Below are 25,053 nucleotides of genomic sequence, written 5' to 3'. Positions count from 1 at the left end.
GGAGGTGCGGGGTGGGTCAACCACACGCGGTGGTTGTCGGCGCGGGTATCGGTGGGCTGGCCGCGGCCGTCGCGCTGCGCCGGCGGGGATGGCGCGTCACGGTGCTGGAGCGCGCGGACCGCCCGCGCGAACTGGGCACCGGCCTGACGCTGATGGCGAACGCGCTGCGCGGGCTGGACGCGCTCGGCCTCGGTGACGTCGTCCGGCGTGACGGCCGGCCCGACACGCCCGGCGGGCTCCGTACCCGCGACGGCCGGTGGCTGTCCCGGATCGAGGGTGCCGCCCTGGAGGCCGCCCTGGGCACCACGGCCCTCGGCATCCACCGGACCGCCCTGCACCGCCTGCTGCGCGACGCGCTGCCGCCCGGGGCGCTGCGCACCGGCGTCGAGGTCGTCGACGTCGACGCCACGGCGCCGGCGGTGACCTGCCGGACCGACGGCGCGACCGAGGTCCTGGCGGGAGACCTGGCCGTCGGCGCGGACGGGTTGAACAGCACGCTGCGCCGCCGGTTGTGGCCGGCGGCGCCGCCACCGGCGTACTCCGGCTCGACCGCGTGGCGGGCGGCGATCACCTGGCCCGCGCCGGTCGCGACGGCGGTCACCTGGGGGCCGGGCCGCGAGTTCGGCACCGTTCCGCTCGGCGACGGTCGCCTCTACTGGTACGCCGCGGACGTCGCGCCGCCCGGCGGGCGCGAGCCGGACGAGCTGGCGGCCGTGCGGGAGCGGTTCGGCGACTGGCACGAGCCGATCCCGGCGCTGGTGGCGGCCACGCCGCCGGAGGCGGTGCTCCGGACGGATCTGCTGCACCTGGACCCCCCGCTGCCGACCTACGTCCGGGGACGGGTGGCGCTGCTCGGCGACGCCGCGCACGCGATGACGCCGCACCTGGGTCAGGGCGCGGGGCAGGCGATCGAGGACGCCGTGGTGCTGGGCGCCGTCTGTGCCGACGGCACGGCGGACCTGCCCGGCGCGCTGGCCTCGTACGACACGCAGCGGCGACGCCGCAGCCAGGCCGTCGCGCGCGCGGCTCTGCGCACCGCGCGGTACGGCCAGCAACTGCGCAATCCGGTGGCGGTGGCACTGCGCGACACGGCGATCCGGCTGACCCCGTCGAGGGCGGCGCTGCGCGGCATGGCCCGGTACGCGGACTGGCAGCCGCCGCGCTGACCGCCGGGGGTCGGGCGCACCCGGGACCGCCGGCGATTCGGCGACGCGACAATCCTTCAGAATATCGATCGCCCGCATTTTCGAGGTCGTCCGAATGGGAGAGGACGCCGGTAAGATCGGCGACAGAACCGCGACCGATCACGGACTGCCCGGCGGCCGGCACCGGCTCACACTGAGCGCATGAATACGAGACTCCGCCGCAGCCGGGCATTCCGCCTCGCGGTGTGTCTCGCCCTCGTGGCGATATTGAGCGGCTGCATGCAGCTCAACCTCGGGCTGACCGTGAACGACGACGACACGGTCTCCGGTCAGCTCCTGCTCACCGCGCCGAAGTCCGTGCTCAAGCAGCGCAACCCGGACCCGGCGGTGGCGTTCGCCGAACTGCGGCCGAACATTCCCTCACTTCCGCCGGGAGCGGAGACCCGGTACGAGGACGCCACCTCGTACGGCATTCAGATCACGTACCGGAAAACGCCACTGGCGCAATTCACGAGCGAAAGCGTGAATCTCGTTCGGGACGAAGATCTCTATCGCTTCTCGCTCCCGCTCGACCCGAAGAAATACGGCGGCAAGTTCGGGCAGCAGGACCCGCGCCAGCAACAGGCGTTCATGACCCTGATGGAGTTCGAGATCTCGGTGACGTTCCCCGGCCGGGTGCTCGACACCAACGGCACTGTGACCGGACGCTCGGTCAGCTGGAAGGTGGTCGCCAACCAGCCCAAGCCGGCCGAGTTGCGCGCCGTCGCCCAGGCGCCCCCGCCGCCCGCCACCAGCCCGGCCGCCGTGGTGACCGGGAACGGGTCCTTCCCCTGGCTGCCGGTCGTCAGCGCGGTGATCGTCCTGCTGCTGGTCGCCGGCGCGGCGCTCGTGCTGCTGATGCGGCGGCGGCGCTCCCGGGGCGGCCCGGACGCGACGGCCACCACCCCCGCCGGACCTGCTCCGGCCACCAGCGGCGCCCCGGCCGGGCCCGACGCCCCGGCCGCACCGACTCGACCCGCCGGTCCGCCGGCCTGAGCCCGCACCGACCACCCGACGGCGCCCGCGCCGACGGCCCACCACCACACCGGGCGGACCCTGGATCACGTGGCGTCACGCGACCCGGAACGCCGCCGCACCATCCCACCCCGACCGCACCACCGCACCACCGAAAAGAGGGGGATCGCCGTGAACGATCTCTTCACCTGGGCCGCCCTGGGCAGCCTCACCGGCGCCAGCGCCGCCACCCTGCTCGCCACGAACGTCATCGGCGGGCTGATCGGACCGGGCGGCGACAAGGCGCGCAAGTGGATCGCGCTGGGCTTCGCGCTCCTGCTGTCGTACCTGACCGCCGCGTTGGCCACGGACGCCGGCCCGGAGAAGTGGGTCATCGCGTTCTTCAACGGGCTGGTGATCTTCTCGGCCGCGCTCGGCGTCAACCAGCTCCCCCCTGGCAACCGGCAGGCGACGCAGGCGTCGCCGACCCAGCTCGCCCAGGGCCGCGAGCCCCGCTTCGTCCGCTCCTGGGTCTGAGAGAGGTGACCCCATGATCTTCGGCATCCTCAGCGCCGCCGTCCAGGTCGTCTTCGGCGCCGTGCTCGGGCAGCTCGCCGCCGGCACCGTCGGCCTGCTCGTCGGCGCGGCCGTCGGCCTGCTCGTCGGCGCGCCGTTCGGCTGGGCGTCCGCCTCGGCCGGCACGTACGGCGCCGACCCGAAGGGGATCTTCCTCTTCGTCGTCGACCACACCTGGAGCCTGCTCAACACGTTCGCCGGGGCGCTGTTCCTGGCGCTGCACCTGGTCTTCGGCCACCAGCTCGACCGGGTCGTCTCGGCCGGCAGCGGCCGGGTCAACGTGATCGAGGGCGTCTCCCCCCGGTACGCGACCACGATCGGCACCGTCTGCGCCGGGTCCAGCCCGGGCATCCAGCGCCACGAGGACGTGCACGTGTTCCAGGCCCGGCTGCTCGGGCCGTTCTACCTGCCGCTGGTGGCGCTCAACTACGTGCTGTTCACCATCGCCCCGGTGTGGTTGCTCTGGCACGACCACACCAACGCGCCGATCAACCGGTTCACCCGCTACTTCGAGATCGGCGTCTACCCGCACGTGTGGAACGAGGCCATCGCGTACCGGATCCAGGGGACGCCACCGCGATGACCGGCGCGATCGAGGCGGCCGTCGCGGACGTCGCGGGCTGGCTGGCCGGGGCCGCGGGTGAGCCCGTACCGGTCGGTCCGCCGCGCGACGACCCCGACGGCGGCCTCACGGTCTGGCCGCTGGAGCTGCGGCCGGCCCGGCAGACCGCGACCGGTGGCGCGACGCGCGAGCCGTACCGGTTCGTGGTCCGCCTGCTGGTCTCCGGCGGCGGGCCGGCGGCGCTGCCCGCGCTGGACCGGGTGCTCGCCGCCGCCACCACCACGGCCGGTCGGCCGGAGCTGGTGCTCGCCGCCGGCGACCCGGCGCTGTGGCGGGCGCTGGGCGTGGCACCCCGGCCCGCGCTGCTGCTGGACGTGCCGGCCCGGATCGACCGGCCGGTCCCGGCCGCGCCGCCGGTGCGGCACCCGCTGCGGCTGCGGCAGCTCGGCATGCGCACGCTCGACGGCCGGGTGGTCGGCCCGCAGGACCAGCCGCTCGCCGCCGTCCGGGTGGAGCTGGTGGGCACCGCCCAGGCCACCGAGACCGACGCCGCCGGCCGGTTCCGGCTGATCGGCGTGCCGCACGACCCCGACGCGCCGCACGCCTCCGTGCGGATCCGGCTGGTCGGCGCGGGACGCGTCCACACCGCCGAACTCGATCCGGACGGCGACCACCTGATCGTCGTCCGCGCGCCCGACTGACGTCCGAGGAGGACCGATGCCCACCTACTTCTCCCCCGGCATCTACGTCGAGGAGGTGCCCAGCGGGGCCCGCCCGATCGGACCGGTCGGCATGAGCACCGCCGCGTTCGTCGGCGTCGCGCCGAACCGTGGCGCCCACGTCGGCGAGGCGCTGGCGGTGAACAGCTGGACCGAGTTCCTGCGGCTGTACGCCGACGGTGAGCACCTGGAGAGCACCCCGCTGGCCCGCGCCGTGTTCGGGTTCCTGGACAACGGCGGCACCCGCTGCTGGATCGTCAACGTCGGCGAGGGCGGCCGGCTGACCGGCACCGGCGGCCGGCGCGGCGGCCTGGAACTGCTGGAGGCGATCGACGAGATCTCCATCCTGGCCGCGCCCGGCTACCACGACCCGGTCTCGCACGAGGCCCTGATCAGCATGGCCGAGCGGCTGCGCACCATGGTGGCGATCTGCGACCCGCCGCCGGACGTCACCGACGTCTCGCGGCTCACCCGCGTCGCCACGCCGGGCAAGCCGGCCAGGTCCGGGTCGGCCGCACCGTCCGGTTCGGCCTCGTCTTCCGGGTCGGCCGACAAACCCGCCGAGGGTACGCCGGGCGACGGCGACGACGAGCCGCCCGGCACCGGCGGCGACCGGCCCCGGCAGTCGGACTACGCCACCTTCTACTTCCCGTGGATCCGGGTCCGCGACCCGCTCAGCGGCGACCTGGTGCTCACCCCGCCGAGCGGGCACGTCGCCGGCATCTGGGCCCGCACCGACGCGCTGCGCGGCGTGCACAAGGCGCCCGCGAACGAGCCGGTACGCGGCGCCGTCGACCTCGCGTACCGGGTGACCCGGCCCGAGCACGACGTGCTCAACCCCAAGGGCGTCAACGTGATCCGGTTCTTCGCCGGGGAGGGCATCCGGCTGTGGGGCGCCCGTACGCTCGCCGCCGAGGCCAGCGAGTGGCGCTACCTGAACGTACGGCGGCTGTCCATCTCCATCGAGCAGGCCATCGCGGGCGGAACCCGCTGGATGGTGTTCGAGCCGAACGACTTCACGCTGTGGCGCTCGATCCGCCGCGACATCGGGGCGTTCCTCACCCGGGTGTGGCGCGACGGCGCGCTGCTCGGCCGTACGCCCGAGGAGGCGTTCTTCGTCAAGTGCGACGAGGAGACCAACCCGGCCGACGTACGCGACGCCGGGATGGTGGTGGCCCACATCGGCATCGCTGTGGTCAAGCCCGCGGAGTTCGTGGTGTTCAAGCTGAGCCAGTGGGCCGGCGGCACCGAGACCGAGACGATCGGAGGCTGACATGCCCACCACTGCGACGCCGCAGCCGGGAGCACCCGTCGACCCGTACCGGGCGTACCACTTCAAGCTGCTGATCAACGGCATCACCAACGGGCACTTCACCGAGGTCAGCGGCTTCGAGGTGGCGATTCCGGCGCTGTCGTACCGGGAGGCGGGCAACGAGCGCATCCGGGCCGTGCCCGGGCAGGTCGAGTACGCCCCGGTCACCCTCCACTTCGGCCTGACCAGTTCGCGCGAGCTGTGGGACTGGGTGAACGCGGCGGCGAAGGGCACAGTCAACCGGCGCAACGTGTCGGTGGTGCTGCTGGACCCGGCCGGCACCGCCGAGGTGCTGCGCTGGAACATGATCAACGCCTGGCCGACCCGGTGGCGGGGCGCGCACCTGAACACCCTGTCGCAGGAGATCGCCATCGAGGCGCTGACCCTGGCGTACGAGGGCCTGGAGCTGGAGGCCGGCGGTGCCGCCGCCCCGGCGACCGCGTGACCGGCTGGCCCGCGCGCTGCGGGCCACCGCGGATCGCCTGTCCGCTCCGGGCTCGCCATCGTCGCCGGACGGCGCGCCGCTGTCGTCGGACTTACGGGGCTCGCCGGAGGACGTGCCGCGCCCACCCGGCCAGCCGCCCGAGCACTGGCGACGCCTGGTGGCCGCGCACGCCCCCGGCCTGCTGCGGGACCTTCCCCCGCCCGCCGCTCCTCCCCCGCCTTCCGCTCCTCCCCCGCTCTCCGAGGAGCGGGCTCAGGCGCGCCGGTGGCGGGCCTGGAAGGCGCGATTGATCAACCGCCTCGCCGCCTCCGGCAATGACCCGTCGAGATCTTGGTACGAAAGGGCCCCCATAGGGGCCGTTTCCTACCAAGATCTTCCAGGGGTCCTGGAGCGTGGGACGGGGATCCCGGGAAGCGGGAAGGCGGAGCGAGGGCGCGGCGCGACATCGCCCTGGCGTCGAGCGGCGTCGACGTGGGCGGGTGCCGAGTGGGAAGCGGGCGGGGCGGTGACCTCCGCAGCGGTGGCGGACGCCGGGTCCTACTCGGACAGTACTGCGCGGGTGTGGGATACCGGGTCGCTCGGGGATCGGCCCGCAGGCCGGGACGTGGCCGAGTCGGGCGGTGCGGCCGGGGCGCCGGAGCTGACGGGAACGGCGAGCATCTCCGACGGGACTGGATCACCGAACGCCACCGGCACGACCGACACCACACGCACGACTGACGCCAGCGGCGCGTCCTCGACCCGCAGGCCGACGGTGACCCGCGCTCCCAGGCCCGCCACCACCGGCGCACGCGGCGCGAGCGGTGCGAACGGCGCACGCCGCGTGATCGGCGCGAGCAACATGACCGGTGCGATCAACGCGAGCGGCATGACCGGTGCGATCAGCGCGAACGGCGCAAGCAGCAGCAACGGCGGCACCGGTCGGCCGACCGAGCCGGGCCCGCCCACCGGCACTGGCGGGCCCGCTCATCTGACCGAAAGCCGGGACACGATCGGCGTGACGTCCCGCGAATCCGACCGGCCGTCACCGCCCGAGCGGGCCGACCTGGGCGCGGATCGGGTGGGCGCACTCCGGAACCCGGCGTCGGCCGGACGGGACCGGAATGTGGTCGCAGGAACGAGCCCGTCGCCCAGCCGGGACGACGTTCTCCCACTCCTCCTCGCCGCCGCACAACCAGACGCACGACAGGCCGCACGATCGGCCGCACCACCGGACGCACGACCGGGACCGGGCACTCCCGACGGAGGCGACCGGTTCGGGCTCCCCGAGGCGGCCACCCAGAAGCGGGGACGCGCCGCCGAGCCGTACCCCGAAGGGCCCGGCCCGGCGACCGACGGCGATCGTCCGGCGCGACAACGGCACCGGCCCGAGTCCACGCCTTCCGGCCCGTGGCCTGCCCTGCCGGACGACGCCAGCCGGACCCGGACCGCGCCGGCCGCCGCGCACCAAGCTGCCGAGGGCGGCGGGATACACGCGGACCCGTGGCCGGCCCTGCCGGGCGAACCGGCGTGGTGGAGCCCGGCGACGCGGGCCACGCCGTGGAGCGACACGGCCCGGCTGGACCGGGAACAGGCGGGTGACTGATGGAGCGCGTCGCCTTCCTCGTGGACGAGTCCGGTACCCGGGTCGACTGCCTGCTCAACCCGGAGACCGTGCAGGTGACCCGGCTGGCCGGGGTACGCCCGCGCGGCGGGCCGGACGGACCGCTCACCGGCGCCGGGCTGGCCGACGACCCGCTCGTCTTCACCGGCGGTGGGCGTACCGAGCTGGTCCTCGATCTGCTCTTCGACGTCGACTTCGTGGAGTCCCCCACCCGGCCCGAGGACGTCCGAGCGCTGACCCGGCCGCTGTGGATGCTGGCCGAGAACTCGGCGGTCGAGCACGGCTGGCTGCGCCCGCCGCTGGTCCGCCTGGTCTGGGGCAAGACCTGGAACGTCCCGGGCGTGATCACGGCCATCGCGGAACGCTTCGACGCGTTCACCCTCACCGGTACGCCCCGGCGGTCCTGGCTGCGGTTGAAGCTGGTCCGCGTCGCGGAGGGCGCGGAGGCGGCGCACGCCGGGTTCGAGGAGGAGCTGGCCGCGGCGAGCACACCCGCCGTCGCGCCCGGGTCGGCGGTGGTGGCCGCCGCCGACGGCGCGGCCGAGCCGGGCTGGTCCGGGGTGCGGTTCGACCTGCTCGCCCACGACGCGCTGGGCTCGCCGCTGCGCTGGCGGCTGCTCGCCGAGCACAACCGCATCACCGACCCGCTCACCGTGCCCGCCGGCACCGCGCTCGCCGTCCCGCCGATCGGTGCCACAGTTCCGCCGGACGCCGTCACCACGGGAGGCACACCGTGACCGGCCACCCGACCGGCGTCACGCGCCGCCCCGCCCCGGCGAACACGACTCCCCTGACCGGCGCGACGAGAGGCGCCGCGGGACCAGCGGCCACCGGGGGTACGCCGTGAGCCGGGCCGCGCTGGTGACAGTCGACGGCCGGCCGCTGGCCGACCCGGCCCGGCTGCGCGGCATCCGCGTCGCCGCCCGCCTGGACCGGCCCGCGCAGTGCGAGCTGACCCTTGCCGCCGCACCCGGCGCCGGCCCGCTCGACCCGGCGGTACGCCCCGGCGCCGCGCTCGACGTCCGGCTCGACGGGCAGGCGACGGTGCTGTTCACCGGCGAGGTGACAGCAGTCGAGCGGGAGTACGCCGGCGACGGCGTCGCGCTGGCCCGGATCCGGGCGTACGACCCGCTGCACCGGCTGCGCAAGCGGCAGGAGCTGCGGGTGTTCGAGTCGGTGACGGCCGCCGAGCTGGCCGGTGACCTGTGCGCGGGGCTGGGGTTGAGTGTGGCGGCCGAGGACGACGGGCCGCGCCTGGACCGGCTGCTCCAGCACCGGCACACCGACCTGGAGCTGCTGTGCGAGGTGGCCGGTCGGGCCGGGCTGCACCTGGGCGTCGACGGGGACCGGTTGCGGCTGTTCACGCTGGACGGGTACGGGGAGCCGCTGCCGTTGACGCTCGGCGAGACGGTGCACGCGTTGCGGGTCACCGAGAACCTGGACCGGGCGGGCGCACAGTGCGCCGTACTCGGGTGGCATCCGCAACGCGCCGAGCCGCTCGGCCAGCGGGCGGGCGAGGCGCGCGGCGGGCGGCGTATCCCGCTGCGCCCGGACCCGGGCGACGTGGGCGCGGACGGCGTCCGCACGGCTGTGGACCAGCCGGGCCGCAGCGACGACGAGCTGGCCGCGCTGGCCCAGGCCGGGCTGGACGCCCGGGTGGCGGCGCTCGTCACGGCCGAGGGCACCGCGGAGGGCGACCCGGCGCTGCGACCCGGGCGGCGGATCGCCCTGGCCGGTGTCCCGGAGCCGCTGGCCGGGGTGTACGTGCTCACCGAGGTGGTGCACACGGTGGACGCGGACGGGCACCAGACCCGGTTCTCCACGGCGCCGCCCGGCCCGCCGCCGTCGGCCGCGCCACCGGCGGCCACCGTCACGCTCGGCACCGTCACCGACGTCGACGACCCGGACGGGCTGGGCCGCGCCCGGGTGACGCTTCCGGCGTACGGGGATCTGGACGCCGGCTGGCTCGCGGTGCTGTGCCCGGGCGCGGGCCGGGGCAAGGGGATCGTCGCGCTGCCGGACCCGGACGACACAGTGCTGGTGGCGCTGCCCGGCGGCGAACCCGCCTCGGGCGTGGTGCTCGGTTCGCTGTTCGGCGCGGTCGAGCCGTACGACGCGGGGATCGTGTCCGGGCGCTCGCGGCGCTGGTCGATGCGGACCGGCACCGGGCAGTCCATCGTGATCGACGACGACGGGCGCACGCTGCGGCTGGCCACCGACGCGGGCAGCTTCGTCGAGCTGCGTCCCGAGCTGACCACCGTGCACGCCGCCGGTGACCTGGTGCTCTCCGCGCCCGGCCGGGCCGTCGTGGTGCGCGGCCGGACCGTCGACTTCCTGCACGCACCGGCGGCCGAGGACGCCGAGACCGCCGCCGCCCAGGCCCGTACCCTCGCCCGTTCCGCCGGAGGTGGCTGATGCGCTGGATCCACCGCGACTCGCTGATCACCTGCGGACACGACGGGCGGGTGAGCAACCGCCCGTCCCAGGACTGGGTGAGGGTCCAGGCCGTGCCGGTGCTGGTCCGCCCCGACCCGGAGGGGCGCGACATCACCGCCTGCCCGAACTACGGCCCGACGATCAAGCCGTGTCTGCACACGCTGACCGTCACTGTGGGTTACAGCACCTGGGTGCGGGTGGACCGGCAGCCGGTGGTGCTGTCGCACCTGGACGGGCTCACCGACGGCACCCCGCCGGGCACCGTGCACCACCAGGTCCGCGACGTGCGGCAGGGATTCCTGGGGGCGGACGCATGAGGGCCTTCCGCTTCGTCGGCGCCGGCTTCGACGCCGGCCGCGCCGGTGGTCTCGCGCTCACCGCCGCCGGCGGGCTCGCCATGACCGACGGCGACGAGACGGTACGCCAGGCGCTGTACCTGCTGCTGTCCACCACGCCCGGGGAACGGCTGATGCGTCCCGGGTACGGGTCGCGGCTGCACCGCCTGGTCTTCGCGCCGAACGACGACACCACCGCCGGGCTGGCCATCCACTACGTGCGGCAGGCGATCCGCCGCTGGGAGCCGCGGGTCGAGGTGCTGGACGTGGACGCCGGTCCCGACGCGGACGACCCGTGGCGCCTGGTGATCCGGCTGGACTACCGGGTGCGGGCCAGCCTCTCCCCCGGTCACCTGGTGTTCTCCGTCGACCTGCTGCCGGCCGACGACGAGACCGCCGACGAGGAGGGCACGTCATGACGCTGCCGGTGCCGCACCTGGACGACCGCGCCTTCCTCGACCTGGTCACCGAGGCGCGGGAACGCATCGCCCGGTCCTGTCCGGACTGGACCGACCTGTCCGCGCACGACCCGGGCATGGCGCTGCTGGAGGCGTTCGCCTACCTGACCGAGGTGATGATCTACCGGCTGAACCAGTTGCCGGAGAAGGCGTACGTGGCGTTCCTGAACCTGCTCGGCGTCACCCGGCACCCACCGGCGGCGGCCTGGGCGGACGTGCGCCTGACCCGCACCGGCCCGGACCGCGGCCCGGTGCGGGTACCGGCCGGCACCCGGATCGCCGCGGCCCGCGGCGCCGACCCCCGGCCGGTCGTCTTCGTGACCACCGAACCGGCGGTGCTGCCCGCCGGCGAGACCACGGCGACGGTACGCGTGCACCACTGCGAGCCGGTCGAGGCGGAGCTGCTGGGCACCGGCACCGGGCAGCCCGGGCAGGTGTTCCGGGCCGCCCGCGCGCCGCTGACCCGTACCACCGAGGCGCTGGACCTGCTGCTCGGCGTGGAGGTGCCGGCCGGCTCGGTGGAGCTGGGCGCCGCCGCCCGGGAGCACGAGGGGCGCACGTACGAGATCTGGCGCCCGGTGGACAGCTTCGCCGGTGTCGGGGCGCAGGCGAAGGTCTACCTGGTGGACCGGGCCTCCGGGGTGGTCACGTTCGCCCCGGCGCTGGACCTGCGCCCGGACGTGGGTGCCCCGGCCGTCGAGGGGGCGGCCGGGGCGACCACTGTGGCGGCGGTGCCGCCGGCCGGGCGGCAGGTGCGGCTCTGGTACCGCTGCGGCGGCGGGCCGGCCGGCAACGTGGCGGCGGGCGTGCTCACCAGCCTGCGCGACCCGCTGCCCGGGGTGACTGTGGACAACCCGGAGCCGGCCACCGGCGGCCGGGACCTGGAGTCGCTGGAGTCGGTGCTGGCGCGCGGGCCGTACGAGTTCTTCGCCCAGCAGCGCGCGGTGACCGCCCGGGACTTCGAGATCCTGGCCGCCGGCTCCGGCGCGGTGGCGCGGGCGCGGGCGTTCACCAGGGCCGCCGTCTACAGCTTCGCCCGGCCCGGCGAGGTGGAGGTGGTGCTGGTGCCGTACGTGCCGGAGGGGGCCCGTCCCGGCGGGCGGCTGCCGGTGGCGGTGCTGCGGGAGCACGAGGTGGAGGAGGCCCGCCGCCGCGTCGAGGCCGACCTGGAACGGCGGCGCGCCCTCGGTACGGCGGTACGAGCGGGCTGGGCCCGGTACAAGGCGGTGTCCATCCGGGCCCGGGTGGTGGTGCGCCGCGAGGAGGACGTGGACGCGGTGCGCCGCCGCATCCACGACCGGCTGCACCAGACGCTCAGCCCGCTGCCCACGCCGCTGAACCCGGCCGGCTGGGCGTTCGGCGAGCCGCTGCGCGCCTCCAACGTCTACCGGATGCTGGAGCACGCCGAGCCGGGCGTGCGCTACGTCGAGTCGGTGCGGTTCGTGGTCGACGAGGCCCCCGACGCGCAGGTGCGCACCGTGGCGGTGGACCAGTACCAGGCCGGCACCTGGTACGCCGGTGGCGGCCCGGTGCTGTTCCGCTCCACGAACGCCGGTGCGGGCTGGGAACCGGCGGGCCGGTTCGACGGCGAGACGGTGGTGCGGGTGGTTCCCGCGCCCGCCCCGGTACGCCCCGGCGTGGTCCCACGGGCCGGTTCGGTGGCGGTGGTGACCAGCCGAGACGCCGGCGGCTCCCGGGTCCGGCTGAGCACCGACCTGGGTGAGACGTGGACGCTGCTGACCGACCTCGACTCCGGCGTCCGCGACCTGGCCTGGATCGACCGGGACGGCACCGGGGCGCTGCTGCTGGCCACCGACACCGGCCTGTACGAGGTGCCGCTGCTGCCCGGCGCGGTGCCGTTGCAGATCCTGGTCGACCCGGCCGACGCCGACCGGGGCTTCTACGCGGTGCGGGCGTTCGTCTCCGAGCGCGGCGCACCCGGGGTGGCGGTGGCCGCGCAGGCCGGATTCGGCGTCTACCTGTCCACCGCCGCCGGACGGCCCGGCACGTACGCCCACGTCGGCCTCGCCAACGTGGACAACCGGGTGCTCGCCGTGCAGTACGACGGCCCGGCCACTCTGCTGTGGTGCGGCGCGGGCGAGCCGGACCCGAAGAAGCCCGGCCAGGGCTGCCACCGCACCCGGCTGTTCGAGTCGGACGTGAAGTGGCAGTCGATGGCTTCCGGCTGGATCGGCGGCACCTGCCGGGACCTGGCGTTCAGCGGTCCGCTCGCGCTGGCCGCGACGCAGAGCGGCGGTGTGGTCCGCCTCGACACGCTCGCCGGGCAGCCGCAGTGGTCGCCGGTGATGGTCAACTGCGGCCTGCCGTTGCGGGACCGGACCCGGTTCGTCCCGGTCGACGCCATCGCCGCCACCGCGCCCACCGGCACATCGGGCGCCGGGCGGCTGGTGCTGGCCGGCGGCGAGCGCGGCGTGTTCCGCAGCGGCGACGGCGAGGACTGGACGGCCAGCGCCAACCAGGCCACCGCCGACGTGGTCACCGTCCCCGGCACCTGGCTGCTCTGCTCCGGCGAGCACGACATCGAGGTGGTGCGGCAGGATGCGCCGAGCGGCGATTGAGCGGCTGCTACCGGCCGCGTACCAGCGGGCCGCCGGCCCGGGCAGCGTGCTGGGCGCGCTGCTGGACGTGATGGAGGCGCTGCACGCCCCGGACGAGGCGGTACTGGCCGACGTCGACGCGCTGTTCGGGCCGTACCGGACGCCGGACGGGTTCGTGGCGTACCTGACCCGCTGGGTGGCGATGGACCACGTGGTCGCCGCGCCCCGCGCCGACGCGCCACTGCCGTTGCCGGCCGGCCGGCTGCGGGACCTGGTCGCGCACGGCGCGCTGCTGGCCCGGTGGCGTGGCACCCCGTACGGGATGCGGACCGCGCTGGAACTGGCCACCGGCGTGACCGGGTTCGTGCTGGACGAGCCGCCCGACCGGCCGTTCCACCTGGTGGTGCGGGTGCCGCCCGCCGCCGCCGACCGGCTCGCGCTGGTCACCCGCATCGTCGAGGCGGAGAAACCGGCGGCGGTCACCGTCGAGGTCGTCGCCGCCCCGGCCGACCCGCCCGCCGACCCGCCCGCCGACCCGACGCCACCCGCGCCGGACGTCGCCGAGCCCGCCGCCGGGGTGGCTGCGGTGCGCGCGGTCGGCCGGGCGCACGTACCCGCACCCCTGCCCCACGATCCGCCCGAGGAGCCGTCATGACCACCGAATGGACAGTCGTCGCCGCCGCCGAGCAGTTCACACTGGATGCCCGCAACGCCGGTGAGCTGACGTTCACCGTGTCGAACCCGGGTACCGCGCCGGACACCGTCGTCTTCGACGTGGCGCCCGGCGAGGGCAGCCAGCGGGCCTGGTTCACGGTGGCCGAGCCGCAGCGGGTGGTACCAGGGCAGGGATCGGTGTCGTTCCTGGTCCGTCTCGCCGTACCGCCCGGCACGCCGCCCCGGCGCTACGACATGACCGGGTTCGCGTACTCGGCGAACACCGCGCCGGAGGAGAGTTCCCGCTCCAGCGGCCGGGTCACGTACGACGTGCGGGCCGTCGTACCCCCGAAGCGCGCGCCGTGGCCGTGGATCGCGGCCGCCGCGGCGCTGGTGCTGGTCGTGGCCGGGGTGGTGACCTGGCTGGTGACCCGCGGACCGGACACCCCGGCTCCCCCGCAGGCCGGCGCGGTGGTGGTGGAGGCGGAGACGCTCGTCTCCGGTGCCGCCGTGCAGTCCACCACGGGCGCGAAGGCGGAGGTGGTGGCGCAGGAGAACTGCTGCGACGTGGTGTGGTCCGGCGACGCGCAGCTGTTCTTCCTGGGCCGGGGCGTGGGCGACCGGGTGACAGTGCAGGTGGACGTGCCGTCCGACGGCACCTGGCGGTTCTCCACAGTGCGCACCACGTCGTTCGACTACGCGAACACGATCTGGCTGGTGGACGGCCGGCAGGTCGGCGACACGTTCTTCGGGTTCAGCCCGACCGTGGTCCGCACCGACGAGGTGGACGTGGGCACCGTGGAGCTGACCCGCGGGCCACACAAGCTGACGCTCGTGGCGGTGAGCAAGACCCAGGGCACCGACAGGTACTTCGCCGGGGTGGACGAGATCCGCTTCACGCCCGTCGTCCGGCCATGACCGGGCGGCAGAAGGTGCTGCTGGTGGCGGTGGCCGTGCTGCTGGTGGCGCTGTACGCGGTGGCGGTGGCCGGGCGCCGCGACGACCCGGGTGACCCGGCGGCCGGGCCGGGCGCGCTGGCCCGGCTGGGACGCGGGACCGGGACGGTGGACCCGGCGACGGTGGCTGTGACGTGCCTGCCGCCGGCCGCCGAACCGGCCACCACCGCCGACGGGGTGACGCTCGCCTTCGGCACCGCGTGCCGGCTGCGGGTGGCCGACCCGGGCGCGCTGCGCACGCTGGTGCTGCGCGGCACGACGCCGTTCGAGGTGACCGCCCCCGCACCGGGCGACGCGGACGTCACGGTCACCGACCAGGTCGCGCCCGACGCGGACGGCCCGGCGGTGGCGAAGGTGGCCGTGGACCGGGAGACCGAGGTGCTGCTGCGCTGTCCGGGAGGTGGCGGATGTTCGGTCACGCTGGCCCGGTCCTGACCGGGACGGAGACGCGGCATGGGTGAGTTGCGCAAGCCGTTCCTGCTGCTGGCCCTGCTCGCGGTGGCGCTCGTCGTCGGCGTGGAACTGGGCGCGGCGGCGCTGACCGGCGGCGGGGACGCGAGCGGCGCGCTGCGGGACAACGCCGGCCGGCTCGGCGTCGAGCTGGGTGACGTCGGCGGGGTGTCCGAGCCGTCCGGGCGGGGCATCGGCTACCTGGCGCTGATCGACGTGGTGGCGCTCTGGACGACAGCGCTGTTCTGCCTGAGCCTGGTGCTGCCCGAGCGGATGCACGGCCGGGTGCAGGGCGTGGCCACGCTCGTCTTCTCGATCGTGCTGCTGCTGGTCTCGCTGGTCGTGCTGATCGTCGCGTTCGTCGAGCTGACGGTGATGGTCTCGCTGTTCCTGGCCCCGCCGTTCGGCACGCTCGCGTACCTCGCGGTGTGGGGGTTCTTCCCGGTCGACGACGCGGCGGTGCTGCTCGGGCTGGCGCTGCTGCTCAAACTGGTCTGGGCCGCGCTGCTGCTCGCGGCCCAGCCCCGGTTCCTGCGCAACAAGGGCCTCGTCGCGCTGGCGCTGACCACGCTGCTGTGCACAGTGGCGCTGCAGTTCCTGCACGGCCTGGTGCCGGTCATCCTGGTCAGCATCCTCGACGACCTGGGCGCCGTGGTGTTCGCAGTGGTGGCGCTGATCTGGGCGGTGGTGCTGCTGATCGGGTCGATCCCGGCGATCGTCAAGGCGGTCCGGACCACCGCCACCACGTCCGGCCGTACGGTCAGGTGACCGGCCCGCCGGCCGCGAGCGTGGCCAGGCGCGGCAGTTGCGCCGGATCGGTGAGCGCCGACCCCACCGCCACCACCCGCGCCCCGGCGGCGAGGAAGTCACCCGCGTTGCCGGCGTCGACGCCGCCGGTGGCCACGAACCGGGCCTCCGGCAGCGGCCCGGCCACCGCCCGGAACCAGGCCGGGCCGAGGCTGACCGCCGGGAACGCCTTGAGCCACACCAGGCCGTGGTCGAGCGCCCGTTGCGCCTCGGTCGGTGTGGCCACGCCCGGCAGGTGCGGCACGCCGAGACCAGCCGCCGCGTCGGCCACCGCCAGGTCCAGGCCGGGCGCCACTGTGAACGCCGCCCCCGCGGCCACCGCGTCGTGGACCTGCGCCGGGGTGCGCACAGTGCCCGCGCCGACGATCCGGTCCCGCCGCCGCCCGGCGGTAACCGTGGCGCGCAGCGCCGGCACCGCTTCCGGGGTACGGATGGGCACCTCCACCACGGCGATGCCGAGATCCCAGGCCAGTTCCGCCAGCCGGACCGTCTCGCCGGCCGGCAGGTCACGCAGGATCACCATCACCCGCGCGCCGCCGAACAGCGCCTCGAAGTCGTGCCCGCTCATCTCCCGCTCCCTTCCCCGCACTGCGCCGGGGCCTGCTCGGTCCACGCCTCGTCCGGCAGCGCCAGCGCCCGGGTGATCGTCTCCGGGTCCGGTGGCGGCGCGGTGTCGCCCGGCACGGCCAGCACCGGCGCGGCGGTCAGGTGACCCAGCCGCAGGCAGGCTCGCAGGTCGAGGTCGCGCAGCAGTCCGGAGAGGAACCCGGCGGCGAACGCGTCCCCGGCCCCGACCGGCTCCACCACGTCCACCGGCAACGCCGGCACGAACACCGCCGGCCCGGTACGCGGCAGCGCCGTCGCGCCGACCGGCCCGTCCTTGACCACCACCAGCTCCGGGCCGGGCAGCAGCGCACGAACGGCCGCCGCGTCCGCGACCGACCAGAGTGTGGTCGCCTCGTCCAGCCCGACGAGCACCACGTCGGCGCGGTCGGCCAGGTCACGCAGGACCGGCGCGGCCCGCGCGGCGGGCCAGAGCGCCGGCCGGTGGTTCACGTCGAAGCTGACCCGGGCGCCGGGCAGCGTGCGCCCGGCCAGCGCCTGCTCCAGCAGGTCACGGCAGGTGCCGGAGAGCGCGGCCGTGATCCCGGACAGGTGCAGCAGGCGCGCCCCGGCCAACCCGGGACGCCCGAGGTCCGGCACGCCGAGGCGGCTCGCGGCCGATCCCGCGCGGTGGTAGTGCACGCGGGTGCCGTCCGGCCCGGGATCCTTCAGGTAGAGGCCGGTCGGCGCGTCCGGATCCACGGCGACCGCTGAGACGTCCACGCCCGCGGCGGCGACCTCGGCCACCACCCGCCGCCCGAACGGGTCGTCGCCGACCCGGCTGACCCACGCCGCGCGGTGCCCGAGCCGGGCCAGCCCGGCCGCCACGTTGGACTCCGCGCCGCCGACGCCGACCGTCAGCCGCGCGGCGTGCTCCAGCGGCCCGCCGTCATCAGGGGCGAGCACCACCATCGTCTCGCCCACGCAGACCACCTCGGGCCCGCTCCCGGTGCCGCCTCCGTCCGCGACCGCGGCACCAACCGGCCCGTTCACCGGGTGACCGCCGCGTCCAGCCGGGCCGCGATGTCGGCCGGGTCGAGGTGGCCGTCGGCGACGAGCACGCGGTGCCGGTTGCGCCGGGGTTGCCCGGCCGCGACGACCGCCGGGCTGTCGAACGCGTATGCGACGCAGACGCCCGGGTACATAGCGGTGCGCACGAACCACCTGTCGCCCGGCCCCAGACCGGTGAACACCAGCGTGTACGCGCCGCCACCCGGCGCGGTGGCGGACAGCGCCAGCCAGGGCGCGGCCGAGCCGTTGACCGCCTCCTCGCCTTCCGCGTCGGCGGTGCGCACCAGCGGTTCCCCGTCCGCCACGGCACGCCAGAAGAAGCCGCCGTACCCGGCGCCGCCCGGGCGGCCGTTCGTCGCCGGGCTGCCCAGGTGCACGTCCGCACCGGTCGCGGCGGTGAGCGTGGCGGTCAGGTCCAGCCACCAGGCGTCCTCACCGGCCGGCGCGGCGGTGATCCGGCGGTGCTCGCGCAGCAGCACCCGGCCGTGCCGGTCCCGCCACTCCAGGTCGTGGTCGAGCCGGTCGGCGGCCCGGTCCCGCCAGCCGGTGTGCGCGATGACGCCGTGGTCGTCGCGCCAGGTGTAACCGGTGCCGCGCACGTACGTCCGGCCGCCCCACAGGTTGACGCCGTCCACGTCCTGCACGGCCAACGACGCGCCGAGGTGCCAGACGTGGTCGGCGGGGAGCGCGTCGGTCACCGGCGTGCCGGCCCGGGTCCGCACCGGATGCAGGTACGGCCGAGGGCCGTGGCGCGGGTCCAGGTCGGGCCGGACCAGGTACCGGGCCACCTCGGCACCGCCCACGACGAGCCGGGGTTCGGCGTCGGTCCCGGCAGGGCTCGACTCGGCGGCGGCGGAACGGGGTTCGGCGGTCATGACGGGTCCGGGGCGGGGACCGGGCGGCGGGCGTCCAGCGCGTGCAGGGCGGCGAGGGCGTACCCGCCGAGGATCGGCACCGCGGCCGGCGTGACCAGCACGCCCAGCAGCACGGCGAGCGCGCAGACGCCGGAGGCGGCGGCCCAGGTGCCGGGGCGCTGCGGGCAGGTGCGCGCCACCCGGCGAGCTGCCGCCCGCCAGCCCCGGCCCCCGCTGCGCCCGACCGCTACGGCGACCAGGCCCGCGTACCCGAGCAGGACCGCCACCACGACGGCGGTGAGCGCGAGCGCGGGCCCGCCGCCGGGCACCCGGCCGGTGGCGACCGCGACCAGGTCGGCGGCGAGCAGCGCGGCGGCGGCGAGCGCGACGACGCTGACCGCCAGCCCGGCGAGCAGCGCGCGGCCGAACCGGGCGAGGCTGGTCCGCACGCCGGGCCAGGACCCGGTGACCGCGCGGTCGTGCAGCGCGGCACTGGCGGTGGCGAGCGCCGGGGCGAGCGTGAGCAGTGGCAGCGCGGCGAGCGCCACGGCGAAGCCGAGCAGCGCCAGGTCGGTCGCCTCGCGCAGCGTGTCCCGCCAGTCGGCACGGGCGGGTACGGCGTCGGTGGGCGCGGCGTGTGCGGACACGGCGGTCATCCCTTCAGCCCGCTGGTGTTGATGCCCTCGACGAGCATCCGCTGGAAGGCCAGGAAGAACAGGAACACCGGCAGCAGCGACAGCACCGACATGGCGAACATCGGGCCGACGGCGCTCTGGCTGGTCGAGTCGATGAACAGGGTCAGCGCCACCGGGACGGTGTAGCCCTCCAGGTTGGACAGGAACACCAGCTGGCGGAAGAAGTCGTTCCAGGTCCAGATGAACGAGAAGATCGCCGTGGTGACCAGCGCCGGGCGGCTCAGCGGCAGGATGACGTGCCGGAAGACGCCGTACGGGGACGCGCCGTCGATGGTGGCCGCCTCGTCCAGCTCGCGCGGGATGCCGCGCATGAACTGCACCATGAGGAAGACGAAGAACGCCTCGGTGGCCAGGAACTGCGGCACCAGCAGCGGCAGGTACGGCCAGTCGCCGCCGACCAGGCCGAGGCTGCGGAACAGGATGTACTGCGGCACGATCAGCACGTGCCCGGGCAGCAGCAGCGTCCCGATCATGACGGTGAACCACAGCTTGCGCAGCCGGAACCGCAGCCGTCCCAGGGCGTACGCGGCGAGCAGGCAGGACAGCGCGTTGCCGACCACTGTCAGCCCGCTGACCAGCGCGCTGTTGAGGAAGAACCGGCCGAAGCTGATGTCGAAGTTGGTCCAGCCGTCGAGGTAGTTGCCCGGGGTGAACCGCTCCGGCAGCAGGCCGACGTTGTTGACGATCTCGGCCTGCGACTTGACCGAGGTGCCGAGCATCCAGAACAGCGGATAGAGCACCACCGCGACGATCGCCACGAGCACCACGATCCGCAGGACGTTCCGGCCGCCGCCCGGGCGGCGGCCGGCTGCGAGCGCCGTCATGAGTCGTCTCCGTCCGAGTAGTGCACCCAGAACCGGCCGGTGCTGAAGAAGACGGCGGTGACCACGCCGATCGCCACCAGGAAGACCCACGCCATCGCCGACGCGTAGCCCATCTCCAGGTCGGTGAAGCCGGAGATGTAGAGCTTCAGCGTGTACATCAGCGTGGAGTCGACCGGGCCGCCGGTGCCGTTGCTGAGCACGAACGCGGCGGTGAAGCCCTGGAAGCCGTTGATGGTCTCCAGCACCAGGTTGAAGAAGATCACCGGGGAGAGCATGGGCAGCGTGACCGCGCGGAAGCGCCGCCACGCCCCGGCGCCGTCCACCGCCGCCGCCTCGTACAGCTCAGTGGGCACCTGCTTGAGCCCGGCCAGGAAGATCACCATGGGTGCGCCGAACTGCCAGATCGCCAGCACCATCAGCGTCTCCAGCGCCCAGTCCGGGTCGGCGACCCAGGGCAGCCCTTCGACGCCGAACAGGGCGAGGAACGAGTTGAACGCGCCGTCCCGGTTGAACATGTTGACCCAGACGATGGCCAGCGCGACGCTGCCGCCGAGCAGTGACGGCAGGTAGAACAGGCTGCGGAACAGCCCGACGCCGCGCCAGGCGCGGTTGAGCAGCAGTGCCACGCCGAGCGCGGCGGCCAGCTTCAGCGGCACCGCGATCAGCGCGAACGTCAGCGTGACCCGCACCGCGTGCCAGTACGACGGGTCGGCGGTGAACATCCGCTCGTAGTTGGCCAGCCCGACCCACCGCACCTCGGACAGCGGCGTGAGGATGTCGTAGTCGGTGAAGCTCAGCCAGAGCGAGAGCAGCATCGGAATCGCCGTGACGCCCATCAGTCCGATGAGCCAGGGCGAGAGGAAGAAGTACCCGGCCAGACCCTCGCCGAGCCGGGCCCGGCCGGCCCCGCGCCGCGTGCGGCGAGGGCCGGCCGGTCCGGTCCGGTCGGTCCGGGCGGGCGCCGTGGTGAGAGCCACGGGACCGGTCCTTTCGTGGGGTCAGGCGATCGCGGCTTTGCAGGCGGTGACGAACTGCTCCGCCGCCTGGGCCGGGGTGGCGCGGCCGTACTGGGCGTTCTCGGCGGCCTTGGTCAGCTCGGACTTGACCTTGCTGTGCCCCTTGATCGGGACCTGCGGCGACGGGCCGAACTTCTGCGCCAGCTCGGACTCGACCTGGATGGACTGCTTCATGGCCGGGTCGGTGGCGGTCTCGCTGACCTTGGCCCGCAGGTCCATGTTGGACGGGAGGCCACGGTCGGTGCCGAGCAGCGCGACCGCCTCCGGGTCGTTGTTCAGGAAGTTGATGACGTCGACCGCCACGTCGCGGTGCTTGCTGCCCTTGAACACCGACCAGTACATCGAGGCCCGCGCCCACTGGGCGCTCGGGTCACCCGGGTACGCGACCACGCCCAGCTCGTCCTTGGTGTTCTTCTTCAGGTCCGGCATCTGGTTGGCCCAGACCCAGGAGGTGGCCGCCTTGCCGGTGACCACCAGTTGCTTGGTGATGTCGGTGGCGTTGCCCTCGTGGATGACATCAGGCGTCGGGGTGGCGCCCCGGTCCCGCGCACCCTTCCACAGCTCGAACCACTTCGTCACGTCCTCGGCGGTGAAGCCGAGTTCCTTGCCCTTGTACAGGTCCTTGCCCTGCTGGCGCAGCCACACCCAGAGCGCCTTGTAGTCGGCGCTCGGATCCTGGGTGCCGGGCACCTTCGTCTTCTTCGACACCTGCTCGGCCCAGGCGATGTGCTCCTCCCAGCTCATCCCGGTGGTCGGCTCGGGCAGCCCGTTCTTGGTGAGCAGCGTCTTGTTGTAGACCAGGCCCTGCGTGTTCTCCCCGGCGGCCACCCCGGCGAGCTTGCCGTCGACCACGCCGTACTCCAGCAGGCTCTTGGGGAACTTCGACACGTCGAGCTTGCCGGAGTCGCGGTAGCTGCTCAGGTCGAGCGTGGTGCTGCGGCCGGCGTACTCGGCCAGGTAGTTGTCGTCGATCTGGAACAGGTCCGGCGGGTTGCCGCCGGCGGTCAGCGTGGCGAGCTTGTCGAAGTAGCCCTGGTTGGCCTGCCAGGTCTTCTCGAACGTCACCTCCGGGTGCTTCTTGGTGTAGAGGGCCAGGGCGTCCTCGGTGAGCTTCGCCCGGGCCTCACCGCCCCACCAGAAGACGGAGAGTTTGACCGGGCCGCCGTCGCCGCCGGCGGAGTCGTCACCGCAGCCGGCCGCGCCCAGGGCGAGCGGCACGGCGAGCGCGACGGCGGCCAGGCCGCGGACGAGCCGGCGTCGGGTCAGGGGGGTACGGTGATCCCGCCCGGCGGGTGCGCCGGCGGTGGGGGACGTTGCGGGGTGCATCTGCGCTCACTCCTCGGCTGTGGGAGGCGACGACGTCACCGGCGGCCGTCCACGGGCCGCCCGGGTCCGCAGTGCTGTGCGGGCCCGGGCCACCTGCTCAGGCCCCGGTGCCGTCCCGGCCGGGCGCGGGGACGGGCCCGGTCGAGTCGCGGACGACCAGTTCGGTCTGGAGCATTACCTGTGCGGTGGTGCGACGGTCGCCGGCCGCCGTGCCCCGGCCCCGGGCGCCGCGCGGCGCGTCGGAGTCCAGTTGCAGCAGCATGTCGACTGCCGTCCGGCCGGCGGCCGCGGTAGGGGTGGCCACCGTCGTCAACTTGGGGCGGGTGAGCCGGCTCAACGCGATGTCGTCGACGCCGACGACGCTGACGTCGTGCGGCACCCGCGCCCCGAGCGCGTCCAGCCCTTCGATCAGGCCGATCGCCATCAGGTCGTTGTAGGCGAGCACGGCGGTGACGCCGCTGCGGCGTACCTGCTCGGCGAGTGCGCCGCCGCCGGTCTCGGTGGGCTGGTTGGGTCCGAGGACTGTCAGCTCCGCTCCCCCGCCCCGGGCGGCGGCGGTCGCGGCGCGGCGCATCTCCCGTGCGGTCCAGGAGCCGCGCGGGCCGCCGAGCAGCGCGATCCGGCGGTGGCCGAGCCCGAGCAGGTGCTCGATCGCGGCCCGGGCGCCCTGCCCGACGTCCATCATCACGCAGGGCAGGCCGGCGACCTGGCGGTTTATCACCACCACCGGGACCTCGCGGCTGACCTGCTCGATCAGGCTGTTGCTCATCCGGGGGCTGCACAGCAGCACGCCGTCGACCTGCTTGGCCAGGGCGTGGACCAGGTCCTCCTCGGCGACCGGGTCCTCGTTGGTGTCGGCCACGAACACGTGGTAGTCGCGGTGCCGGGCCTGCCCCTCCGCCGCCTTGATCAGCGGCGGGAAGAACGGGTTGGCGATGTCGGCCACGATCAGGCCGATGTTGTGCGTACGGCCGGTGATGAGGGCCCGGGCGGCCCGGTTGGGCCGGTAGCCGAGGTCCTCCGCGCAGGCCAGCACCCGGACCCGGGTCTCCGGGTTGACCAGGTGCGGGGCCGAGAACGTCCGGGACACGGTGGAGATGTGCACACCGGAGGCGCGGGCGACGTCCCGGATGGTGGCTGGCACGGCGGGCTCCCTCGTCCGATGTGGTGGGCGTCACGGGTGCCGCCCATTAATGCAAACGGTTGCGTCCGTGTCAACGGTCCATTGTTGCGGCTCGATTGCGCCGGCGTTCCCGCCACGTGCATGAATGCCTATCAATGCGGATGGATGGGGCGGCTTGGGCGGCAACCGTTGACGACGCATCCATCGTCGTGGTTTCTTCGGCTGCAAACCTTTGCAGCCGACTGGCGGGGAGGCCGACGTCATGTCACCACCGGCCCGGGAACGGGTCCGCCACGCCCTGGTGGGTGCCGGGGCACGCGCCGAGATGTTCGTCCGTGCCCTCGCGCTCGACCACGCCGACACCGCCGAGCTGGTCGCGCTCGCCGACGTCAACCAGAGGAGGATGGACGCGCACAACCGCTGGCTGACCGAGCTGGGCCGGCCGCCGGTGCCCACCTACGCCGCCGCCGACTTCGCCGCCATGCTCGCGAAGGAGCGGGTCGACGTGGCGCTGGTGACCAGCGTGGACGCCACCCACGACGAGTACGTGACGGCGGCACTGCGGGCCGGCTGCGACGTGGTCGTGGAGAAACCGATGACCGTCGACGCGCAACGGTGCCGCCGCATCCTGGACGCGGTCGCCGAGACCGGCCGGCGCGTGACGGTCGCCTTCAACTACCGCTACAACCCGCTGCACGAGCAGGTCCGGCGGCTGCTCGCCGACGGCGCGGTGGGCGAGATCGGGTCGGTGCACTTCGAGTGGCTGCTCGACGTGCGCCACGGCGCCGACTACTTCCGCCGCTGGCACCGCGACAAGTCCGTCTCCGGCGGGCTGCTGGTGCACAAGTCCGGCCACCACTTCGACCTGGTCAACTGGTGGCTCGACGCCCGCCCGGTCGACGTGCACGCGTACGGCCGGCTGTTCTTCTACGGCGCGGACGGCCGCCGGCACGGCTACGCCCGCGACTACGACCGGGCGCACGGCTCCCCCGCCGCCGACGGCGACCCGTTCGCGCTACGACTGGCCGACCACCCGAGGCTGCGCGAGCTGTACCTCGACGCCGAGGCCGAGGACGGCTACCACCGCGACCGCAACGTCTTCGCCCCCGGCGTGACCATCGAGGACGACCTGGCGGTGCTCGCCCGGTACGACACCGGCGCCACGATGACCTACCACCTCACCGCGTACGCCCCCTGGGAGGGCTACCGGGTGATGGTCAACGGCAGCCGGGGCCGCCTCGAACTGGAGGTGACCGAGAGCGACCACGTCAGCCCGGCCGTCGCCGGCGCGCTCAAGGGCGCGGCGCTGCACGGCGACGAGGCCGCCGTGGAGCAGGGCGCGGCCCGGCTCACGCTGCGCCCGTTCTGGGCGCCACCGGTCCAGATCCCGGTCGAGGGCTGGACCCGGCGCGGGCACGGCGGCGCCGACGCCCGGATGACCCGGGTGCTGCTCGGCGGCGAAGCCGACCCGCTCGGCCGGGCCGCCACCGCCCGGGACGGCGCGCTGGCGCTGCTCACCGGCCTGGCCGCCAACCGCTCGCTGGAGACCGGCGCGCCCGTCCGGGTCGCCGACCTGCTCACCCTCCCCTGAC

At 74.7% G+C, this 25,053-nt stretch carries 26 protein-coding genes; 17 read left to right on the top strand and 9 right to left on the bottom strand.

What is annotated here, in order from left to right:
- Positions 1 to 11: 11 nt before the first annotated feature.
- From Q3W68_RS16320 to Q3W68_RS16290, 7 genes are all read left to right on the top strand, one after another.
- Positions 12 to 1,166, top strand: coding sequence for an FAD-dependent oxidoreductase (locus Q3W68_RS16320; protein WP_302906246.1), 1,155 nt, complete (start codon positions 12 to 14; stop codon positions 1,164 to 1,166).
- A gap of 180 nt (positions 1,167 to 1,346) precedes the next feature.
- Positions 1,347 to 2,180, top strand: a complete 834-nt coding sequence (locus Q3W68_RS16315) for a DUF3153 domain-containing protein (RefSeq protein WP_302906245.1) — start codon at positions 1,347 to 1,349, stop codon at positions 2,178 to 2,180.
- A 150-nt stretch (positions 2,181 to 2,330) separates the two neighbouring features.
- Positions 2,331 to 2,675, top strand: a complete 345-nt coding sequence (locus tag Q3W68_RS16310; RefSeq protein ID WP_302906244.1) for a hypothetical protein — start codon at positions 2,331 to 2,333, stop codon at positions 2,673 to 2,675.
- A gap of 13 nt (positions 2,676 to 2,688) precedes the next feature.
- Positions 2,689 to 3,297, top strand: a complete 609-nt coding sequence (locus tag Q3W68_RS16305) for a glycine zipper family protein (RefSeq protein WP_302906243.1) — start codon at positions 2,689 to 2,691, stop codon at positions 3,295 to 3,297.
- Complete coding sequence (locus Q3W68_RS16300; RefSeq protein WP_302906242.1) at positions 3,294 to 3,977, top strand: carboxypeptidase-like regulatory domain-containing protein; 684 nt, start codon at positions 3,294 to 3,296, stop codon at positions 3,975 to 3,977. Before Q3W68_RS16305 ends, Q3W68_RS16300 begins: the two co-directional genes overlap by 4 nt.
- 16 nt (positions 3,978 to 3,993) lie before the next feature.
- On the top strand, positions 3,994 to 5,268 hold the full coding sequence (locus Q3W68_RS16295) for a phage tail sheath subtilisin-like domain-containing protein (protein ID WP_302906241.1): 1,275 nt from the start codon (positions 3,994 to 3,996) through the stop codon (positions 5,266 to 5,268).
- Between the two features lies 1 nt (position 5,269).
- Positions 5,270 to 5,752: a phage tail protein gene (locus tag Q3W68_RS16290; protein WP_013286679.1), complete on the top strand. Its 483-nt coding sequence runs from the start codon at positions 5,270 to 5,272 to the stop codon at positions 5,750 to 5,752.
- A gap of 537 nt (positions 5,753 to 6,289) precedes the next feature.
- On the opposite strand, the gene Q3W68_RS16285 is transcribed toward Q3W68_RS16290, so the two are convergent.
- The gene (locus tag Q3W68_RS16285) at positions 6,290 to 6,661 is read right to left on the bottom strand and encodes a hypothetical protein (protein ID WP_302906240.1); all 372 of its coding nucleotides are present in this window, start codon (positions 6,659 to 6,661) and stop codon (positions 6,290 to 6,292) included.
- Positions 6,662 to 7,336: 675 nt separating this feature from the next.
- Here Q3W68_RS16285 and Q3W68_RS16280 point away from each other — a divergent pair.
- The 9 genes from Q3W68_RS16280 to Q3W68_RS16240 all read left to right on the top strand — a co-directional run bounded on the left by Q3W68_RS16280 (position 7,337) and on the right by Q3W68_RS16240 (position 15,970).
- Positions 7,337 to 8,092 (top strand): hypothetical protein, encoded by a 756-nt coding sequence (locus tag Q3W68_RS16280; protein WP_302906239.1) that lies wholly within the window; start codon positions 7,337 to 7,339, stop codon positions 8,090 to 8,092.
- A 106-nt stretch (positions 8,093 to 8,198) separates the two neighbouring features.
- Complete coding sequence (locus Q3W68_RS16275; RefSeq protein ID WP_302906238.1) at positions 8,199 to 9,770, top strand: phage baseplate assembly protein V; 1,572 nt, start codon at positions 8,199 to 8,201, stop codon at positions 9,768 to 9,770.
- The gene (locus Q3W68_RS16270) at positions 9,770 to 10,108 is read left to right on the top strand and encodes a hypothetical protein (RefSeq protein ID WP_302906237.1); all 339 of its coding nucleotides are present in this window, start codon (positions 9,770 to 9,772) and stop codon (positions 10,106 to 10,108) included. The genes Q3W68_RS16275 and Q3W68_RS16270 overlap by 1 nt, the downstream gene beginning before the upstream one ends.
- Complete coding sequence (locus Q3W68_RS16265) at positions 10,105 to 10,545, top strand: GPW/gp25 family protein (protein WP_302906236.1); 441 nt, start codon at positions 10,105 to 10,107, stop codon at positions 10,543 to 10,545. The genes Q3W68_RS16270 and Q3W68_RS16265 overlap by 4 nt, the downstream gene beginning before the upstream one ends.
- Entirely contained in the window at positions 10,542 to 13,163 is a 2,622-nt protein-coding gene (locus tag Q3W68_RS16260; RefSeq protein ID WP_302906235.1) for a putative baseplate assembly protein, read from the top strand. Before Q3W68_RS16265 ends, Q3W68_RS16260 begins: the two co-directional genes overlap by 4 nt.
- A complete protein-coding gene (locus Q3W68_RS16255) occupies positions 13,144 to 13,797 on the top strand; it encodes a phage tail protein (protein WP_302906234.1) in 654 nt (217 codons plus the stop codon). The genes Q3W68_RS16260 and Q3W68_RS16255 overlap by 20 nt, the downstream gene beginning before the upstream one ends.
- Positions 13,794 to 14,714, top strand: a complete 921-nt coding sequence (locus tag Q3W68_RS16250) for a hypothetical protein (protein WP_302906233.1) — start codon at positions 13,794 to 13,796, stop codon at positions 14,712 to 14,714. Before Q3W68_RS16255 ends, Q3W68_RS16250 begins: the two co-directional genes overlap by 4 nt.
- Positions 14,711 to 15,187, top strand: coding sequence for a hypothetical protein (locus Q3W68_RS16245; RefSeq protein WP_302906232.1), 477 nt, complete (start codon positions 14,711 to 14,713; stop codon positions 15,185 to 15,187). The genes Q3W68_RS16250 and Q3W68_RS16245 overlap by 4 nt, the downstream gene beginning before the upstream one ends.
- A gap of 18 nt (positions 15,188 to 15,205) precedes the next feature.
- The gene (locus Q3W68_RS16240) at positions 15,206 to 15,970 is read left to right on the top strand and encodes a hypothetical protein (protein ID WP_302906231.1); all 765 of its coding nucleotides are present in this window, start codon (positions 15,206 to 15,208) and stop codon (positions 15,968 to 15,970) included.
- On the opposite strand, the gene Q3W68_RS16235 is transcribed toward Q3W68_RS16240, so the two are convergent.
- From Q3W68_RS16235 to Q3W68_RS16200, 8 genes are all read right to left on the bottom strand, one after another.
- Positions 15,963 to 16,577: a bifunctional 4-hydroxy-2-oxoglutarate aldolase/2-dehydro-3-deoxy-phosphogluconate aldolase gene (locus Q3W68_RS16235; protein WP_302906230.1), complete on the bottom strand. Its 615-nt coding sequence runs from the start codon at positions 16,575 to 16,577 to the stop codon at positions 15,963 to 15,965. The genes Q3W68_RS16240 and Q3W68_RS16235 overlap by 8 nt on opposite strands.
- Entirely contained in the window at positions 16,574 to 17,536 is a 963-nt protein-coding gene (locus Q3W68_RS16230; protein WP_302906229.1) for a sugar kinase, read from the bottom strand. Before Q3W68_RS16230 ends, Q3W68_RS16235 begins: the two co-directional genes overlap by 4 nt.
- Before the next feature lie 65 nt (positions 17,537 to 17,601).
- The gene (locus tag Q3W68_RS16225) at positions 17,602 to 18,498 is read right to left on the bottom strand and encodes a PmoA family protein (protein ID WP_302906228.1); all 897 of its coding nucleotides are present in this window, start codon (positions 18,496 to 18,498) and stop codon (positions 17,602 to 17,604) included.
- Positions 18,495 to 19,124 (bottom strand): hypothetical protein, encoded by a 630-nt coding sequence (locus tag Q3W68_RS16220; protein ID WP_302906227.1) that lies wholly within the window; start codon positions 19,122 to 19,124, stop codon positions 18,495 to 18,497. Before Q3W68_RS16220 ends, Q3W68_RS16225 begins: the two co-directional genes overlap by 4 nt.
- A gap of 5 nt (positions 19,125 to 19,129) precedes the next feature.
- On the bottom strand, positions 19,130 to 19,996 hold the full coding sequence (locus tag Q3W68_RS16215) for a carbohydrate ABC transporter permease (RefSeq protein ID WP_302906226.1): 867 nt from the start codon (positions 19,994 to 19,996) through the stop codon (positions 19,130 to 19,132).
- A complete protein-coding gene (locus Q3W68_RS16210) occupies positions 19,993 to 20,973 on the bottom strand; it encodes a carbohydrate ABC transporter permease (protein ID WP_302906225.1) in 981 nt (326 codons plus the stop codon). Before Q3W68_RS16210 ends, Q3W68_RS16215 begins: the two co-directional genes overlap by 4 nt.
- A 21-nt stretch (positions 20,974 to 20,994) precedes the next feature.
- Positions 20,995 to 22,338, bottom strand: a complete 1,344-nt coding sequence (locus tag Q3W68_RS16205) for an ABC transporter substrate-binding protein (protein WP_302906224.1) — start codon at positions 22,336 to 22,338, stop codon at positions 20,995 to 20,997.
- Positions 22,339 to 22,435: 97 nt separating this feature from the next.
- Complete coding sequence (locus Q3W68_RS16200; RefSeq protein ID WP_282309921.1) at positions 22,436 to 23,482, bottom strand: LacI family DNA-binding transcriptional regulator; 1,047 nt, start codon at positions 23,480 to 23,482, stop codon at positions 22,436 to 22,438.
- A gap of 241 nt (positions 23,483 to 23,723) precedes the next feature.
- On the opposite strand from Q3W68_RS16200, the gene Q3W68_RS16195 reads away from it, so the two are divergent.
- The gene (locus tag Q3W68_RS16195) at positions 23,724 to 25,052 is read left to right on the top strand and encodes a Gfo/Idh/MocA family protein (protein WP_302906223.1); all 1,329 of its coding nucleotides are present in this window, start codon (positions 23,724 to 23,726) and stop codon (positions 25,050 to 25,052) included.
- Position 25,053 lies beyond the last annotated feature (1 nt).

Origin of the sequence: Micromonospora sp. C28ISP2-4 (genome assembly GCF_030519385.1) — a bacterium.
Taxonomy (GTDB): Bacteria; Actinomycetota; Actinomycetes; order Mycobacteriales; family Micromonosporaceae; genus Micromonospora; species Micromonospora tulbaghiae.
Note: the sequence above shows the minus strand (reverse complement) of the source record. Positions and strands in the feature narration are given on the sequence as shown.

What these genes read in the sequence shown, in the direction of transcription:
- Q3W68_RS16235 (WP_302906230.1), bottom strand. Translation starts at nt 16,577, where the DNA reads ATGAGCGGGCACGACTTCGAGGCGCTGTTCGGCGGCGCGCGGGTGATG.
- Q3W68_RS16225 (WP_302906228.1), bottom strand. Translation starts at nt 18,498, where the DNA reads ATGACCGCCGAACCCCGTTCCGCCGCCGCCGAGTCGAGCCCTGCCGGG.
- Q3W68_RS16215 (WP_302906226.1), bottom strand. Translation starts at nt 19,996, where the DNA reads ATGACGGCGCTCGCAGCCGGCCGCCGCCCGGGCGGCGGCCGGAACGTC.
- Q3W68_RS16295 (WP_302906241.1), top strand. Translation starts at nt 3,994, where the DNA reads ATGCCCACCTACTTCTCCCCCGGCATCTACGTCGAGGAGGTGCCCAGC.
- Q3W68_RS16195 (WP_302906223.1), top strand. Translation starts at nt 23,724, where the DNA reads ATGTCACCACCGGCCCGGGAACGGGTCCGCCACGCCCTGGTGGGTGCC.
- Q3W68_RS16245 (WP_302906232.1), top strand. Translation starts at nt 14,711, where the DNA reads ATGACCGGGCGGCAGAAGGTGCTGCTGGTGGCGGTGGCCGTGCTGCTG.
- Q3W68_RS16250 (WP_302906233.1), top strand. Translation starts at nt 13,794, where the DNA reads ATGACCACCGAATGGACAGTCGTCGCCGCCGCCGAGCAGTTCACACTG.
- Q3W68_RS16300 (WP_302906242.1), top strand. Translation starts at nt 3,294, where the DNA reads ATGACCGGCGCGATCGAGGCGGCCGTCGCGGACGTCGCGGGCTGGCTG.
- Q3W68_RS16290 (WP_013286679.1), top strand. Translation starts at nt 5,270, where the DNA reads ATGCCCACCACTGCGACGCCGCAGCCGGGAGCACCCGTCGACCCGTAC.
- Q3W68_RS16260 (WP_302906235.1), top strand. Translation starts at nt 10,542, where the DNA reads ATGACGCTGCCGGTGCCGCACCTGGACGACCGCGCCTTCCTCGACCTG.
- Q3W68_RS16240 (WP_302906231.1), top strand. Translation starts at nt 15,206, where the DNA reads ATGGGTGAGTTGCGCAAGCCGTTCCTGCTGCTGGCCCTGCTCGCGGTG.
- Q3W68_RS16280 (WP_302906239.1), top strand. Translation starts at nt 7,337, where the DNA reads ATGGAGCGCGTCGCCTTCCTCGTGGACGAGTCCGGTACCCGGGTCGAC.
- Q3W68_RS16315 (WP_302906245.1), top strand. Translation starts at nt 1,347, where the DNA reads ATGAATACGAGACTCCGCCGCAGCCGGGCATTCCGCCTCGCGGTGTGT.
- Q3W68_RS16305 (WP_302906243.1), top strand. Translation starts at nt 2,689, where the DNA reads ATGATCTTCGGCATCCTCAGCGCCGCCGTCCAGGTCGTCTTCGGCGCC.
- Q3W68_RS16270 (WP_302906237.1), top strand. Translation starts at nt 9,770, where the DNA reads ATGCGCTGGATCCACCGCGACTCGCTGATCACCTGCGGACACGACGGG.
- Q3W68_RS16255 (WP_302906234.1), top strand. Translation starts at nt 13,144, where the DNA reads ATGCGCCGAGCGGCGATTGAGCGGCTGCTACCGGCCGCGTACCAGCGG.
- Q3W68_RS16265 (WP_302906236.1), top strand. Translation starts at nt 10,105, where the DNA reads ATGAGGGCCTTCCGCTTCGTCGGCGCCGGCTTCGACGCCGGCCGCGCC.
- Q3W68_RS16205 (WP_302906224.1), bottom strand. Translation starts at nt 22,338, where the DNA reads ATGCACCCCGCAACGTCCCCCACCGCCGGCGCACCCGCCGGGCGGGAT.